This window comes from Actinocatenispora sera, from assembly GCF_018324685.1.
Lineage (GTDB): Bacteria > Actinomycetota > Actinomycetes > Mycobacteriales > Micromonosporaceae > Actinocatenispora > Actinocatenispora sera.
The window spans coordinates 1,182,866-1,197,671 of record NZ_AP023354.1; the positions used below are offsets into that span (position 1 = coordinate 1,182,866).

Annotated in this window: 13 protein-coding genes; 4 read left to right on the top strand and 9 right to left on the bottom strand. The window is 71.0% G+C overall.

The genetic code is table 11. The annotated features are described in order from the left end of the window. Nucleotides 1-170: 170 nt before the first annotated feature. The 5 genes from rplI to Asera_RS05545 all read right to left on the bottom strand — a co-directional run bounded on the left by rplI (nucleotide 171) and on the right by Asera_RS05545 (nucleotide 3,000). Nucleotides 171-620 (bottom strand): 50S ribosomal protein L9, encoded by a 450-nt coding sequence (gene rplI / locus Asera_RS05525; RefSeq protein ID WP_030445251.1) that lies wholly within the window; start codon nucleotides 618-620, stop codon nucleotides 171-173. Between the two features lie 11 nt (nucleotides 621-631). Beyond that, nucleotides 632-871, bottom strand: a complete 240-nt coding sequence (gene rpsR / locus Asera_RS05530) for a 30S ribosomal protein S18 (RefSeq protein WP_030445252.1) — start codon at nucleotides 869-871, stop codon at nucleotides 632-634. Nucleotides 872-925: 54 nt separating this feature from the next. Continuing rightward, nucleotides 926-1,438, bottom strand: a complete 513-nt coding sequence (locus tag Asera_RS05535) for a single-stranded DNA-binding protein (protein WP_030445253.1) — start codon at nucleotides 1,436-1,438, stop codon at nucleotides 926-928. A 69-nt stretch (nucleotides 1,439-1,507) separates the two neighbouring features. Next, nucleotides 1,508-1,798 (bottom strand): 30S ribosomal protein S6, encoded by a 291-nt coding sequence (gene rpsF, locus Asera_RS05540; RefSeq protein WP_035295885.1) that lies wholly within the window; start codon nucleotides 1,796-1,798, stop codon nucleotides 1,508-1,510. Nucleotides 1,799-2,112: 314 nt separating this feature from the next. Then, nucleotides 2,113-3,000, bottom strand: coding sequence for a hypothetical protein (locus Asera_RS05545; protein ID WP_157034706.1), 888 nt, complete (start codon nucleotides 2,998-3,000; stop codon nucleotides 2,113-2,115). Nucleotides 3,001-3,364: 364 nt separating this feature from the next. On the opposite strand from Asera_RS05545, the gene Asera_RS05550 reads away from it, so the two are divergent. Then, nucleotides 3,365-4,156 carry a deoxyribonuclease IV gene (locus tag Asera_RS05550; protein ID WP_030445256.1) on the top strand — a complete coding sequence of 264 codons (792 nt, stop codon included), beginning with the start codon at nucleotides 3,365-3,367 and terminating at the stop codon, nucleotides 4,154-4,156. A 67-nt stretch (nucleotides 4,157-4,223) separates the two neighbouring features. Next, entirely contained in the window at nucleotides 4,224-6,347 is a 2,124-nt protein-coding gene (locus Asera_RS05555) for a hypothetical protein (protein ID WP_051801972.1), read from the top strand. Nucleotides 6,348-6,391: 44 nt separating this feature from the next. Here Asera_RS05555 and Asera_RS05560 read toward each other — a convergent pair whose 3' ends face one another. The 4 genes from Asera_RS05560 to Asera_RS05575 all read right to left on the bottom strand — a co-directional run bounded on the left by Asera_RS05560 (nucleotide 6,392) and on the right by Asera_RS05575 (nucleotide 12,714). Next, a complete protein-coding gene (locus tag Asera_RS05560; RefSeq protein ID WP_157034707.1) occupies nucleotides 6,392-7,495 on the bottom strand; it encodes an aminoglycoside phosphotransferase family protein in 1,104 nt (367 codons plus the stop codon). 174 nt (nucleotides 7,496-7,669) lie between these two features. Then, a complete protein-coding gene (locus tag Asera_RS05565; protein ID WP_051802034.1) occupies nucleotides 7,670-9,148 on the bottom strand; it encodes a glycosyltransferase family 87 protein in 1,479 nt (492 codons plus the stop codon). A gap of 42 nt (nucleotides 9,149-9,190) precedes the next feature. Further along, a complete protein-coding gene (locus tag Asera_RS05570; protein ID WP_157034708.1) occupies nucleotides 9,191-12,193 on the bottom strand; it encodes a transglycosylase domain-containing protein in 3,003 nt (1,000 codons plus the stop codon). 122 nt (nucleotides 12,194-12,315) lie between these two features. After that, a complete protein-coding gene (locus Asera_RS05575) occupies nucleotides 12,316-12,714 on the bottom strand; it encodes a DUF5318 family protein (RefSeq protein WP_030445260.1) in 399 nt (132 codons plus the stop codon). Nucleotides 12,715-12,933: 219 nt separating this feature from the next. Here Asera_RS05575 and Asera_RS05580 point away from each other — a divergent pair, with 219 nt between their 5' ends. Both Asera_RS05580 and Asera_RS05585 read left to right on the top strand, forming a co-directional pair. After that, nucleotides 12,934-13,599, top strand: a complete 666-nt coding sequence (locus tag Asera_RS05580; protein ID WP_084131060.1) for a PadR family transcriptional regulator — start codon at nucleotides 12,934-12,936, stop codon at nucleotides 13,597-13,599. A gap of 81 nt (nucleotides 13,600-13,680) precedes the next feature. Next, nucleotides 13,681-14,760 carry an inositol-3-phosphate synthase gene (locus Asera_RS05585; RefSeq protein WP_030445262.1) on the top strand — a complete coding sequence of 360 codons (1,080 nt, stop codon included), beginning with the start codon at nucleotides 13,681-13,683 and terminating at the stop codon, nucleotides 14,758-14,760. Nucleotides 14,761-14,806: the final 46 nt, after the last annotated feature.

Sequence of the window (14,806 nt, forward strand, 5' to 3'; positions counted from 1 at the left end):
TACCGGACCAACTGGCCATCCCGTCAGCATAGGTCCCGACCTGCGGGTACCGACAGTCTCGACCTGCCGACTGGGAGGCATCGCGGGCGCGCGCCGCGCGGTCCGGCGCCGAAGACACCGGTGCCCGGGCGGTCGTGGACCGCCCGGGCACCGGGATGGATCTCGCGAACCTACTTCGACGCGACCACGTCGAGGTTGACGGTCGCGACGACCTCCGGGTGCAGCCGCACCGGGATCTGGTAGCTGCCGACCGTCTTGATCGGCGAACCGACCTGGAGCCGGCGCCGGTCGAGCGCCGGGCCACCGGCCGCCTGCACGGCGGAGACGACCTCCGCCGGGGTGACCGAACCGAACAGCCGACCGCCGTCGCCGGCGCGCTCGGTCAGCGTGACCTTCAGCGTGTCGAGCTGGGCCTTGACCTCCTGCGCCTGGTCGACGTTGCGGATCTCGCGGATCGAGCGGGCCCGCTTGATCTGCGACACCTGCTTCTCCGCGCCCCGGCTCCAGCTGATCGCGAAGCCCTGCGGGAGCAGGTAGTTGCGGCCGTAGCCGTTCTTCACCTCGACGATGTCGCCGGGCTCACCGAGGTTGGAAACCTCCTGAGTGAGGATGATCTTCATGTCGGTCCCCCTCAGCGGTTCTGCGCGGTGTACGGCAGGAGGGCCATCTCGCGGGCGTTCTTGATGGCGCGCGCGATCTGCCGCTGCTGCTGCGAGTTGACACCGGTGACCCGGCGGGCCCGGATCTTGCCGCGGTCGGAGATGAACTTCCGAAGCAGCGCGGTGTCCTTGTAGTCGACGTAGATGATCTTCTCTTTGTCGAGAGGATTCACCTTTTTTTTGGGCTTCCGCAAAGACGGAGGCTTAGCCATTTCAGTGTTGCCTTTCACGTACGGATGCCGGTGCCGCGCGGGGCGGCACGCCGGCTAGAACGGGGGCTCGTCGTCGAAACCGCTGTTACCGCCGCCGGAGCGGCTCGCGGCCGGAGTGGCCGACGCCCACGGGTCGTCGCCGCCGGAGTTCCCACCACCGGAACCGCCGGACGAACCGAACCCGCCACCGCCGCCACCGCTGCGCGACATCTTCTGCACCTTGGCCGTCGCGTACCGCAGGGAGGGGCCGATCTCGTCGACCTCCATCTCGATGACGGTGCGCTTCTCGCCCTCCCGGGTCTCGTACGACCGCTGCTTGAGCCGGCCCTGCACGATGACCCGGCTGCCGCGCTGCAGCGACTCGGCGACGTTCTCCGCCGCCTGCCGCCACACCGAACAGCTCAGGAACAGCGCCTCGCCGTCCTTCCACTCGCCGGACTGGCGGTCGAAGGTGCGGGGCGTCGACGCGATGCGGAAGCTCGCCACCGCCGCGCCGGAATTGGTGAACCGCAGCTCAGGGTCGTTGACCAGGTTGCCAACGACCGTGATGACGGTCTCTCCTGCCATGACTCACTCCTCACACTCGGACCCCGAGGGTCGCACCGACGTACGACACAACGAGTGACCGATCGGATATCAGTGAATTTCGGGCCGGAGGACCTTGGTCCGCAGCACCGACTCGTTGAGTCGCAGCTGGCGGTCCAGCTCGGCCACCGCGGCGGGCTCGGCCGACAGGTCGATGACGGCGTAGATGCCCTCGGTCTTCTTGTTGATCTCGTACGCGAGGCGGCGCCGGCCCCACACGTCGGTCTTCTCGACCGATCCGCCCGAATTGCGGATCACGTTCAGGTACTGGTCGAGCGACGGTGCGACGGTGCGCTCCTCGAGATCGGAATCGAGGATCACCATGACTTCGTAGTGACGCAAGACGTTCTCACCCCCTGTGGACTAGGCGGCCACGGACTTTCCGTGGCAGGAGGTCTGTGCGTCGTTCGGCACCGAAACGCCGCGGGGACGACCCCGCGGCGCGGACCGAACCGTAGAAGGTTATCAGCCGGTGGTCACCCGACCCGAACCCGGCGTCCCTGCTCACAGCCCTCTCGGGCGAGGGCGAAGGGCCGCGGGGCGCCCGGTCCGAGCCTTACAGGGTGGGACCTGGGGAGGAACGACCACACCGATGAGGTGGGAGCCGGCCGCCCCGCGGAGACTATGTGCGCCGTGTCCTGGTGACCACGACGTTGTCAACTGTGTGCCGCGCCGCCCCGACCGCGCTGGGACAGCACCGTTCGTACCGCGGCGGCACCGACGCCGACCAGGCAGATCGCCGCGATCAGGGCGAGCACGCTGGTGGCGCTGTTCGGACCGACGCTGGCGACCGGGTGCGCCGCCACCGAGCCCGGTGCCTTGGCGATCGAGGTACCGGAGACCTCGCCGCCACCGCCGCTGGTGCCCGAGCCGGCACCCGGCTCGGCCGCCGAGGACGGCACCGCACCGCGGGCGACCGGGTCGTGCACCTTCGGTGCCGCGCCGCCGTTCGGCTGGTGCCCCGGCACCTGCTGCGCCGAGCTCGCGTCGCCGGTCGGGTGCTTCGCGGTGCCGCCGGAGTCGCCGGCGTCACCGGACGGCTGGTGCGAGCTGCCGGACGTGGACGAACCGCCGCCGGAGGTCTCCTTCCCGCCGGTGCTGCTGCTCTCCGCCGGCGTGACGGTGATGGTCGCCGCCTTGTAGTTGCCGTCGCCGCCGCTCGCCAGGCACTCCGGCTTCATCGTCGGGTGCACGGTGCCCTGGTCCATCGAGATCGTTTTGCTGTCGCCGGCGGCGATGTCCTTGTAGGTCTGCGAACCGATGGTCAGGGTGGCCTTGACCTTCATCTTGTTGACGAACACCACCGAACTGCCCGCCGGCACCGAGACCGGCTGGTCGGTGTCCGGCTTCGACTTGCCGAACAGCCCGATGCCGAGGCCGCAGTCGCCGGTGTAGTTGATCGTCGCCGCGGGCGACGGGTTCGCCGCGACCGGCGCTGTCGCGAACATCAGTGCGGCACCACCGCCCACCAGGCCGGCGACCACCATCGAGGTCGCGGCCACGGTGCGGGCGCGGGGGCGAAGATGTCTTGGCTGATAACGCATTCCCGGTCTCCCCAGGTCATTGCGGCAACCCGCGAGCGGCGGATCTACCGTGTCAACGAGATGCATCACGGTCAGTGACGCCCGTTGCCGCGTTTTCCTGTCGACGTCGTACGGCCGTTGCCCGGTGGCGGCGACGGGTCCGCGACAGGCAGCGGCCAGATATGAAGCCCTATCTTGCTACCGATCGGTAGATCGCACAACCCGAACGTTTTCCGGATTTCGGCTACTTGGCCCGCACCGGTCGCCCTGCGCGACCGCATCCCGACCGTACGGACATGCCGGGCCCGGGCCGCCCACGAGACGGGCCCGGCCGCCCGGCGGGACGGTCCGCGGGATGTCGGCGCGACGCCGTAGGCTCGGCGGCATGCGTATCGGGGCACATGTGGACAGCGACGACCCACTCACCGGCGCACGCGAGCGCGGCGCCGACGCGGTGCAGTTCTTTCTCGCCGATCCGCAGGGATGGAAGGCGCCGACCGAGCACCCGCACGCCGCGGAGCTGCGGGAGGCCGCGGCGTCCGGCGAGTTCGAACTGTACGTGCACGCGCCGTACGTGCTGAATCTCGCCTCCACGAACAACCGGATCCGGATTCCCAGCCGCAAACTGGTCGCGCAGCACGCCGAGGCGGCCGCGGCGATCGGCGCCAAGGGGCTGATCGTGCACGGTGGGCACGTGACCGCCGCCGACGACATCCAGGTCGGTTTCGACAACTGGCGCAAGGCGTTCGAGGGCGCCGCGAAGACCGGCGGGTACCCGCTGCCGATCCTGATCGAGAACACCGCCGGCGGTGACCACGCCTGCGCCCGCCGGTTCGACAATCTGGCCCGGCTGTGGGACGCGATCGGCGACTTCGGCCCCGGCCTGTGCCTGGACACCTGCCACGCGTTCTGCGGCGGGGAGCAGCTCGGCGACGCGGTCGACCGGCTGCGCGGCATCACCGGCCGGGTCGATCTGGTGCACGCCAACGGGTCCCGGGACGGCTTCGACTCCGGCCGGGACCGGCACGCGAACCTCGCCGACAGCCCCGACCTGGCGGCCGAGCAGGTCGCCGAGGTGATCCGGGCGGCCGGCTGCACCGCGGTGGTGGAGACGCCGAACGCCGACGGCGGCCAGGCCACCGACATCGCCTACCTCCGAGAGCGACTGGTCCCGTGAGCCAGCGACCGGCGGGGCACGCCGCGATCCGGTGGCGCACCAGCGTTCGGACGAAGGAGGGCCGCTCGTGAGCGGCGAGGAGACGCCGGAGCCGCGGCGCGGCGGCGCGTTGGCGAGCAGCGGCGCGGCGAGCGACCCGTCGGTCGCCCACCTGACCCTGCGGCAGTCGGCGCCCGAACAGCGCGACGACGCCGACGGTCCCGCCGCCGAGACCGGCACCGGCCGTACCGGCTCGGGCCCGCAGGCCGCCGAATCGGCGCGCAAGGCGACCGGGACGACGGAGGTGGCCGGGGAGCCGGGGAAGCCGACCGACCGCGCTGCCGCCGACACCGTCGAGGACGCCGCGCCGGGCAAGGGTGACGGCGGTACTGGCAAGGGCGACGAGGCCGGGTGGTCGCGGTTCGCACCGGTCGAGCCGAACCCGCCGGGCCTGCTGCGCCGGGTCGGCGCCGGCATCGGCCGGTTCGTCACCCACGAATGGACCGTGGCCAGCGTCGGCGGGCTACTGCTCGCGGTGCTGATGACCTGGCCGACGGTGCTGCATCCGGCGAGCACGATCCCGCAGGACATCTACGATCCGCTCCTGCAGACCTGGCAGGTGGCCTGGGACGGGCACGCGCTGCTGACCGACCCGCTGCACCTGTGGGACAGCAACACCTTCTTCCCGGACCACGACACGCTCGCGTTCTCCGACAGCCTGCTCGGGTACGCGCCGTTGGGCATGATCGGTTCCGGTCCCGTCGCCGCGCTGGTGCGCTACAACCTCCTGTACGTGCTGGCGTACGCGCTGGCCTTCGTCGGGATGTACGCGCTGTGCCGGCAGCTCGGTACCCGCAAGCCCGGTGCGGCGATGGCCGCCGCGGCGTTCGCGTACGCGCCGTGGCGGTTGGCGCACGGCGGCCACCTGAACATCCTGTCCACCGGCGGAATCGCCCTGGCGCTGGCGATGCTGGCCCGCGGGCACGGGTTCAGCTTCCGGCGGAACGGGAAGCCGGGCCGGATCCGCTGGGGCTGGGCGCTCGGCGGCTGGCTGGTCGCCGCCTGGCAGGTCACGCTCGGCTGGGGCCTGGGACTGCCGTTCTGCTACCTGCTCGGCGTGCTGGTCGTCGTCGGCTGCGCGACCTGGCTGGTACGCAAGATTCACCGCCGGCTGCGCAGGGACACCGCGCCGGCCGGCCGGTTCCACCTGTCGCTGCTGTTCGGCAACCTGGCCGGGCTGGCCGTGTTCGGCGCGACCTGCCTCTACCTCGGGCTGCCCTACCTGCGCGCGGTGCACGAGCACCCGGAGGCCCGCCGGACCGTCGCCGAGCTGAAACTGTTCTCGCCGCCGTGGCAAGGCTTCTTCATCGCGCCCGAGCAGTCCTTCCTGTGGGGCGACACGCATGCCCGGGCGCGCCAGGCGTTGCCGTTCCAGCCGGAGATGACGCTGCTGGTCGGGATGGTGCTGGTGGCGTTCGCGGTGCTGGGGCTGTTCCTGTCCAGCTGGCGGATCCGGACCCGGCTGCTGTTGCTCGCCGGGGTCGCGGTCAGCGTCGTACTGGCGATGGGCACCGCCTTCCCGGGCGGCGGCAGGTACACCTACCTGGTGCTCTACGACCACCTGCCCGCGTGGGACGCGATCCGTACCCCGGGCCGGCTGGTGCTGTGGACGACGCTGCTGCTGGCCCTGCTCGCCGCCGGCGCGGTGAACGCGCTGAGCCAGCGGGCCGACGAGTTCGCGGTGTCCCGGGGTCGCAACCCGCGCCGGATCGGGCCGGCGCTGCGGCTGCTCGTCGCGGTACCGCTGGTGCTGGTGCTGGTCGAGGGGTGGGCGCGCACGCCGCACCCGCAGGTACCGACCGAGCCGAGGGAGCTGCACGCGGTCGCCGGGCCGGTGCTGATCCTGCCGACCGACACGCTCACCGACCAGCGCTACATGTACTGGTCGACCGACGGGTTCCCGCAGCTGGTCAACGGCGGCAGCGGGGTGCAGCCGGCGAAACAGGACCAGATCCGGCAGGCAGCAACGGACTTCCCCAGCCAGCGCAGCGTCGCCTACCTGCGTCAGCTGGGGGTCCGCACCGTGGTGGTGTTCCGCGACGGCCTGGTCGGCACGCCGTACCAGAACGTGATCTCGAAGTCGACCATCGGGCTCGGTATCAAGATCTCCGACACCGGGCCGGCGGTCGTCTACACCCTCGACCCGCAGTAACGCCCGTCCCCGGGCCGGGCGGTCCGGGGACGACGCGCGGCCGGTCAGCTCGCCGCGAGGGCGGTCGCACCGGCGAGGTAGGGGGCGCCCTCGCCGGCCGGTACCGCCCAGGTCAGGTTCTCCACCGCGCGGATCAGCGCCCAGCCGCGCACCCGCGCCCGGTCCACGCCGAGCCCGGCGGCGATCCGGTCGACGAGGCGGGCCGCCCGGGCCGGGGTCGGCTCGTACCGGAGCAGATCCCAGAGCAGGTGGCCGGCGTCGAACGCGGCGTCACCGACGACCGGCTTCGGGTCGATGAGCAGCCAGGCGGACCCACCGCGACCGGACAGCACGTTGCCGGTGTGCGCGTCCCGGTTGACGAGCACGTCCGGCCCGTCCGGCTCGGCGAGCGCGACGCACAGCTCGGTCGCCTCCTCGAACAGCGCCCTCGGCAGCTCCATCGACCCGGCCGCCACCCGGCCGCCGGCCGCCGCCGCCCGGTCGTCGCCGCCGGCCGTCGACGGTGACCCCTGGTCGGCGCCGGGCGGCGCCGCTGTGGTTACCGGGCCCCCGCCGGTGGCCGGTTCGGTCAGCTGGCGGTACGCCACGGGCAGCTCCCCGGCCCATCGCAGCGCCAGGTCCCGGACCAGCGGGAACGGCTCGGCCACCGCGGGCGGCGTACCGTCCGGGGCGTCGATGCCGGGTCGCGGGGCCGGGTGGCTCAGGTCGCCGGTCGGCACCCGGCGGAGCCGGCGCAGCAGCCCGGTCGCCACCCCGACGACCTCGTCCAGCGTCAGCGCGCCCCGCTCGTACTCGGTGAGCAGCGCGGTACCCGGATCGGCCCGCTCCAGCAGCAAGGCACCGGAGTCGAGATCGACGTCGTACAGCCGGACCGCGCCGTCGCCGGCGTAGCAGCGCAGCGCCGTGCACTCGGCGAAGTTCTCGTCGTCCAGCACGGGTACCTTCAGCACCAGCTCGCGCTCGCCGCGGCGCACCGGCACCACGTACGAGCAGGTGCCGCCGGGCAGCACCGGGCCGGTGATGCGTACCCCGAAGCGCCGGCAGGTCGCGTCGACCAGCGCGGGCAGGTCGTCGAGCCAGCGCCGGCCGCGCGGCCCGAAGTCGGTCCCGATGGATCCGGCCAGCTCGGCCGGCAGCTCGTGTTCCACCACGTGTTTCCCTTCGCCGTGTTCCTTCGATGTCCGGTGGATGCCGAAGGACGACGGCGGTGCCCGCGCTCGCTGCTGATCCGTCGCGGCCCGGATCGGGGCCGCGCGCAGCGAACGTGCAGTGCTCGGGCAGTCGTACTGCCGGCGGAGGGGCCGCGCCGGCTCGGCCGGGCGTCAAGAAGGGGCGGGCGCCGGCGTGGTCGGCCGGGCCGCGCCGGGCAGCCAGGACACGTCCGGGGCGTGGTCGAACTCGCCGCCGTCCGGGTCGTCGCTGCCGTCCGCGCGGACCGCATCGCGGGCCGGCACCAGGATGTCGCGCACCACGTACCCGACGAGCACGACCAGCGTGGCCAGCCGGCACAGCGAGAAGAACACGAACACCCACTCCGGTACGACGGTGGTACCGGAGGCGGCCATCAGTTCGGCGTAGAACGCCAGGAAGTAGCCGACCTCGGCGAGCTGCCAGGCAAGGAACGCACCCCAGCGCGGCCTGGCCAGCACCGCCAGCGGGATCAGCCACAGCACGTACTGCTGGGACCAGACCTTGCCGGTGATCAGGAAGCAGGCCACGACCAGGAACGCCAGTTGCGCCAGCCGCGGGCGACGCGGCGCGAACATGGCCAGCGCGCCGATGGCGAGGCAGCAGAGCGCGAAGAGCACCCCGTACAGCAAGTTGAGGGTGGTGATGTGGGTGCTCAGGTAGCCGAACCCGGGCAGCCCGGCGTTCTCGCCGCCGGTCGGGAAGTGCGCCCCGACGTACCAGAGGGTGCCCCAGTCGACGCCGCGGGTGGAGTTGAGTCGGAAGAACTGCAGCCACGAGTCGGGGTAGAGCATCGCGATCGGCGCGTTGATGACCACCCAGGTGGCGGCGGCGGTGAGCACCGTGGTGCCGGCCTGCCGCAGCTTCCCGCTGCGCAGCGCGAGCACCAGCAGCGGCCCGAGGATCAGCAGCGGGTAGAACTTGGCGGCGACGCCGAGCCCGAACAGCAGCCCGGCCAGCCACGGCCGTCGTCTGGACCAGGCGAGCAGCGCGCCGACGGTCGGCGCGATCGCGAGCAGGTCCCAGTTGACGGTGGCGGTGACCAGCATCGCCGGTGCGATCGCGAGCAGCAACGCGTCGAACGGTCGTCGGCGTCTGAGCGCCAGCACCATCGCCACCGTGCCGATGCCGAGCAGCGACAGCATGATCGCGTTCGCGTCGTAGAACCACTTGCCCTGGTTGATGTCGACATGCTGGGCGAGGGCGTGCACCGGCAGCCCGAGCGCGCCCATGAACAGGCCGGTGAGCACCGGGTACTCGACCGCGTGGTCGGCGTACGGCACCTTGCCGTCACCGAGCCCCTCGGCGTAGTACAGCGCGAGCACGTCGGTGTAGCAGTGGTCCTTGTACTGCTTCAGGTCGCCCCAGGCGCCGTCCCGGCAGGGCGACTTCTGCACCCAGTGCAGCGCGAACAGCAGGCAGGCCAGCGCCAGCACGATCCGTACCGGCGTGACGTAGCGCCGGTGCGGCGGCCGCACGGCATGGTCGCCCAGCGGCCCGCCGATCGCCTCGGACAGGCCGCCGGCGAACCAGTCCTCCCGGGCCGGTTCGTCCGGCAGCCGCAGGCGCGACCCGCCGAGCCGCGACGGGACGTTTCGGGTCTCGCCACTCATGCCGCCCATCCTGCCCGACGCCGCCGGCGGGTGTGCACCCCGCTACCCGGCGCCGTCGGGAGCGGCGTTGTTCCCGTTCGGATTGCCCGGGCCGTTGGTCTTGCAGTTCGGATCCCAGATGTTGCAGGTCGGCGAGGACGGGCCGTCCGACGGTGTCCCGGTACCCGGCGGCCAGCCGCCCGGCGGGGTCACGCTGTTGGTGGGCCGCCCGGTCGGGTGCGGGTTGGTGCTGTGGGTCGGTTTCGGTGACGGCGACGAGGAGGCCACCTGGCCGGCCGTCTTGCTGCCACCGTAGACCGGCGGCGGGAAGTTCTGCGGCGGCATGTGCAGGTCCTGCACCGCCTTCGACATGTACGCCTTCCAGATGTACGACGGGTACTCCGAGCCGTACATCGGGGCGCCCCACATGTTGTAGATCGGGCCGTCACCCTTCTTCCGGCCGATCCAGACCACCGTGGCGAGCTGCGGCACGTACCCGCACATCCAGGCGTGCGAGTTGGCGTTTATGCCTTCCTTGTTCGGCCACTCCCAGGTACCGGTCTTGTTCGCCTGGTCGCGCGGCGGGTCGATCTTCTGCCTCTCGTTGCCGGCGACCTGCTTCAGCACCCAGTCGAGGTCGGCGGCGGTGGAGGCGTCGAACAGCTGCCGGTGCTTGACCTTCGGCAGCTGCACCTGCACGCCGTGCGAGTCGGTGACCTTGGTGACGAAGTGCTCGGTGCTGTACTTGCCGCCGGCGGCCAGCGTGGCGTACCCGTTCGCGTGGTCCAGCGGGGTCACCGGGTACTGGCCGAAGCCGATCTCGTTGCCCAGACCGCCCTGCGCGACGGCGTCCTGCGCGCTGACGGTGTTCAGGTCGAACTTGTGCGCCGGCTTGCCGTTGGAGCCGTCCGACATGATCATGTTGATGCCGGCCTGGTGCGCGAAGTCGAGCACCTTGTCCTTGCCCAGTTTCTGCGTCAGGGCATAGAACACGGTGTTCAGCGACATCACCGTGGCCCTCGACAGGGTGCACAGCTCGTGGCCCTGGGCGTCCATGCCGCCGTCGCTGCAGTGTTCACCGTCGGAGTTGTGCACCTTGCCGTCGCCGCCGCGGTCGTCGAACTTCTCGGCCTCGTCGCCGTTCCACAGCGACTTGACCGAGATACCGTCCTTGATCCCGAGCGCCAGCGAGTACACCTTGAAGGAGGAGCCCGGCTGGTGCGGGTTGGCCGCCATGTCGAACCCGGTGCCGTCGTCGCCGCCGTAGTAGGCGATCACCTTGCCGGTGCCCGGCTGCACCGAGACCAGCGCGGTGGCGAGCCGGTGCTTGTTCTGCTTCTGGGCGTCCTTGTATTCCTGGTCGCCGTTCATCACCTCGTGGGCAGAGGAGATCGCGTCCTGCTCGGCCTTCTTGTTGATCGTGGTGACGATCTTGTACCCGCCGGTCTCCAGCCGCTGCTTCGTCTCCTCCCGCGCCTTGGCGTAGGTCGACGCGTCGGAGAGGGTGCGGTTGCGGGCGAGCTCGTTGATCACCTGGGTGACCACGAAACCGGTCGGCTTGTCCAGGCCGAAGCTCGCCCCGGTGTTGGCCTTCGGCTTCTTCGGCATCGGGTAGTTCGCCAGCGAGATCGACTTGTCGTACTTGCCCAGCTTCGTCATCTGCCTGAGCGTGTACTCCCAGCGAGCCTGGGCGAGCTTCTTGTTCACCGCCGGGTCGTCCTGCGACGGGTCCTTGATCACCGAGGCCAGCACGGCGGCCTCCTCGGTGGTCAACTTGCTGATGTCCTTGTTGTAGTAGACCTTCGCCGCCGCCTGGATCCCGTACGCACCGCGGCCGAAGTAGACGGCGTTGAGATAGAAGCCGAGGATCTGCTTCTTCGAGTACTTCTGGTCGAGCTTGACCGCGACGACGGCTTCCTTCAGCTTCTGCGTGTAGGTGCGGTCCGCGGCGGTGTTCGCGTCCTCGGACAGCTTCGCGTACTGCTGGGTGATCGTCGAGGCGCCCTGGGTGTCACCGCCGGTCACGTTGTTCCACAACGCCCGGATGGTGCCCTTGACGTCCACCCCGGAGTTGGTGAAGAACGTGTTGTCCTCCGCCGCCACCACCGCGTACTGCACCCGCTCGGGCACCTTGTCGATGTCGACGACGTTGCGGTTGGAGTCGCTCGCGCCGAGCCGCGCCATCGGCGTCTTGCCGTCGTCGTAGTAGAACGTCGATGCCTGCGGGGTGGGCAGCTGCCCGGGCAGCGTCACGTTGGTGAAGTAGAACGCGCCGCCGATGGTGCCGATGCCGGTGAGCAGCAGCAGCACCGCGACGCCGGCGATGATCCGGCGCCGGCGCCGGCGCTTCTTGCGCGCCTTCGGTGTCTCGTGCGACCGGCGGCGCTCCTCGGCCCGGCTCAGCGGGCTGCCGTCGTCGCGGAAGAAGTCGGTCGGCCCGTCCGGCCCGGCGGGGCGCACCGTGGCGCGGCCCATCCCGGCGCCGCCGACCGAGGCGGACCCGACCGAGGCGGACCCGACCGAGGCCGAGCCAACCGAGGCGGAACCAACCGAGGCGGAACCGACCGAGGCCGAGCCGACCGAGGCGGACCCGGTCGCGCCGCTACCGAACGCGCTGCGCCGGGTGGCGCCGCCGACGGAGGCGGAACCGGTCGGCGGCTCGGTCGAGTGCCGACCACCGCCGCCAGCCGAGTGCCGGCCGTTCGGCGGCTCGTCGTCCGCACCGTGCCGGGCTGGCCGCCCGTACGCGGTGCCCGGCTCGCGCGGGGCCGAGCCGGTGCTGCCGGTCGGCCGGGCGGAGCCGCCGTAGGTGCCGGCGCCGGGCCGGTCGGCGGCGCGACCACCACCACCACCGAGCCCCCGCCGGTACGGCTGGTCGGCGCCGGCCGCGCCGTGCCGCGCCGTGCCGTAGTCACCGCCGGCCACCCCATGGTTGCCGGTTGAACTGTGGTTGCCCGGGACGCTGTGCCGCCCGGGCTGGCCCGCATCGCGGACACCACCGGGACCGTCGGGATCCGGCCCGGGTACCCGGGCCGAGCCACGCGGGCGGTTCGGGGGGCTCGTCATTCGTCACACCATGCCGTCGGGGACGACGGCTGCCCAGCCGCCGTCCGGTTCGTGTGAGCTACACCGCACCACCGCACACATGCTCCACGCTCCGCCGGACCCGGCGGTGGCGGTGAAGGTGTTCACTCGGCCGCCTCGTGTCGCGTGCCGGGGTCACCGACCCCGCGTCCGAGCAGGAACTGCTCGGCCAGGTGGTTCCAGCCGCAGCCGCGGCAGACCTCCACCACGTACACCGTGAACTCGCGGTAGGTCTGTGCCAGGGTCGTCAGCTCGGCCTTGCGCCGAGCCTGGCCGGCGGACTGCTTCAGCTCGTCGCCGTAGATGTAGTGCACGTGCCAGAGTTGCTCGCGGCGGCAGACCGGACAGGGCGTCTCGGTGCGCTCACCGTGGAACTTGGCCGCGTTGAGCAGGTATGGCGAGGCGTCACAGGCTTCGTACGTGCCGATCCGCCCAGCGAACAGCGCGCGCAGCGTCGCTCGCTTCTGGAGCGAGTAGTCGACGACCTGCCGCTGCGTGCGCATGGGCACGAGGGTACGCGCCAACCACGCTCACGCACACCCGCGCAAGGTTAAAACGGGCACTACTCACCGTAGTTGTCGCTGCGCAGTAAGGCCACGGGGAGCGATGGGTTTCCCCCAGGTCGCACGGCTGTTATGGTGTCGATGTATCGAGCCGATACATCGGCGTGGCCCATTTGGGTCGCTGGCAGTGACGACGGGGCGAGGGGGAGGTGGCAGCCGGTGCTGGATCTCGCGGTGCTCGGCCTGCTGCACGAGTCGCCCATGCACGGGTACGAGCTGCGCAAGCGGCTGACCACGATGCTCGGACCGTTCCGGGCCGCGATCAGCTACGGCACGCTCTACCCGACGCTGCGCCGGATGCAGCAGGCCGGCTGGATCACCGAGGACTCGGATCCGGTCGAGCCGGCCGCGACCGGCGGCGCCGAGCGTCCGCTGCGGCGCAAGCCCGGCTTCGGCAAGCGCAGCCGGATCAGTTACAAGCTGACCGCGGAAGGCAAGGAGCGGTTCGGCGACCTGCTCGCGCAGGTCGGCCCGGAGGCGTACGACGACGCCGCGTTCGGCGTGCACTTCGCCTTCTTCGGCCGTACCGACGCGGCGACCCGGCTGCGGATCCTGGAAGGACGCCGACGCCGGGTCGAGGAACGCCGGGAAGGCCTGCGGGACGCGCTCAACCGCGCCGCGGAACGACTCGACGCCTACAGCCTGGAACTGCAGCGGCACGGCCTGGAAGCGGCCGACCGCGAGGTCCGCTGGCTGGAGGAGCTGATCGTGCACGAACGAACCGGTCAGCCGCCGACAGTCACCACCCCGCGCCCGAGCCCGGGTGCGGTTGGCCCGAACAACACGGGACCCGATCGGCCCGCCGGCGAACGCCGGCCCGACTAGGTCCGTCGCAAGCACCACATCGGGCCGTGGCGCAGACCGCGACTGCGCGCTCGGTGTGGCCGTCTAGAGAAGGAGGCAGACATGGGTTCTGTCCGCGTTGCCATCGTCGGAGTGGGCAACTGCGCCGCGTCCCTGGTTCAGGGGGTGCACTACTACCGCGACGCCGACCCGTCGGATCGCGTGCCGGGACTCATGCACGTCAAGTTCGGCGACTACCACGTCGGCGACGTGGAGTTCGTGGCCGCCTTCGACGTGGACGCCAAGAAGGTCGGCCGCGACCTGTCCGAGGCGATCGTGGCCAGCGAGAACAACACGATCAAGATCTGCGACGTGCCGCCGGCCGGCGTCACCGTCCAGCGCGGGCACACGTTCGACGGGCTCGGCGAGTACTACCGGGAGACGATCCAGGAGTCCGACGACGAGCCGGTCGACGTGGTCGCCGCGCTGCGTGAGGCGAACGTCGACGTGCTCGTGTCGTACCTGCCGGTGGGGTCCGAGGAGGCCGACAAGTTCTACGCGCAGTGCGCGATCGACGCGGGTGTCGCGTTCGTCAACGCGCTGCCGGTGTTCATCGCCTCGGATCCGGTGTGGGCCAAGAAGTTCACCGACGCCGGCGTGCCGATCGTCGGCGACGACATCAAGTCGCAGGTCGGCGCGACCATCACGCACCGGGTGCTGGCGAAGCTGTTCGAGGACCGCGGGGTGCGGCTGGACCGTACGTACCAGCTGAACTTCGGCGGAAACATGGACTTCATGAACATGCTGGAGCGCAAGCGGCTGAAGTCCAAGAAGATCTCGAAGACCCAGTCGGTCACCTCGCAGATCCCGCACGAGATGCGCACCGCCGACGTGCACATCGGCCCGTCGGACTACGTACCGTTCCTGGAGGACCGCAAGTACGCGCTGGTCCGGCTGGAGGGCTCGGCGTTCGGTGACGTGCCGCTGCAGCTGGAGTACAAGCTGGAGGTGTGGGACTCGCCGAACTCGGCCGGCATCATCATCGACGCGCTGCGCGCGGCGAAGATCGCCAAGGACCGCGGCATCGGCGGCCCGATCCTGTCGGCGTCGTCCTACTTCATGAAGTCGCCGCCGGAGCAGTACGACGACTCGACCGCGCGCGACGCGGTGGACAAGTTCATCGCCGGCGAACTCGACCGCTGATCGACGAATCCACGGGCACGTCACTTTCCCGGTGACGTGCCCGTCG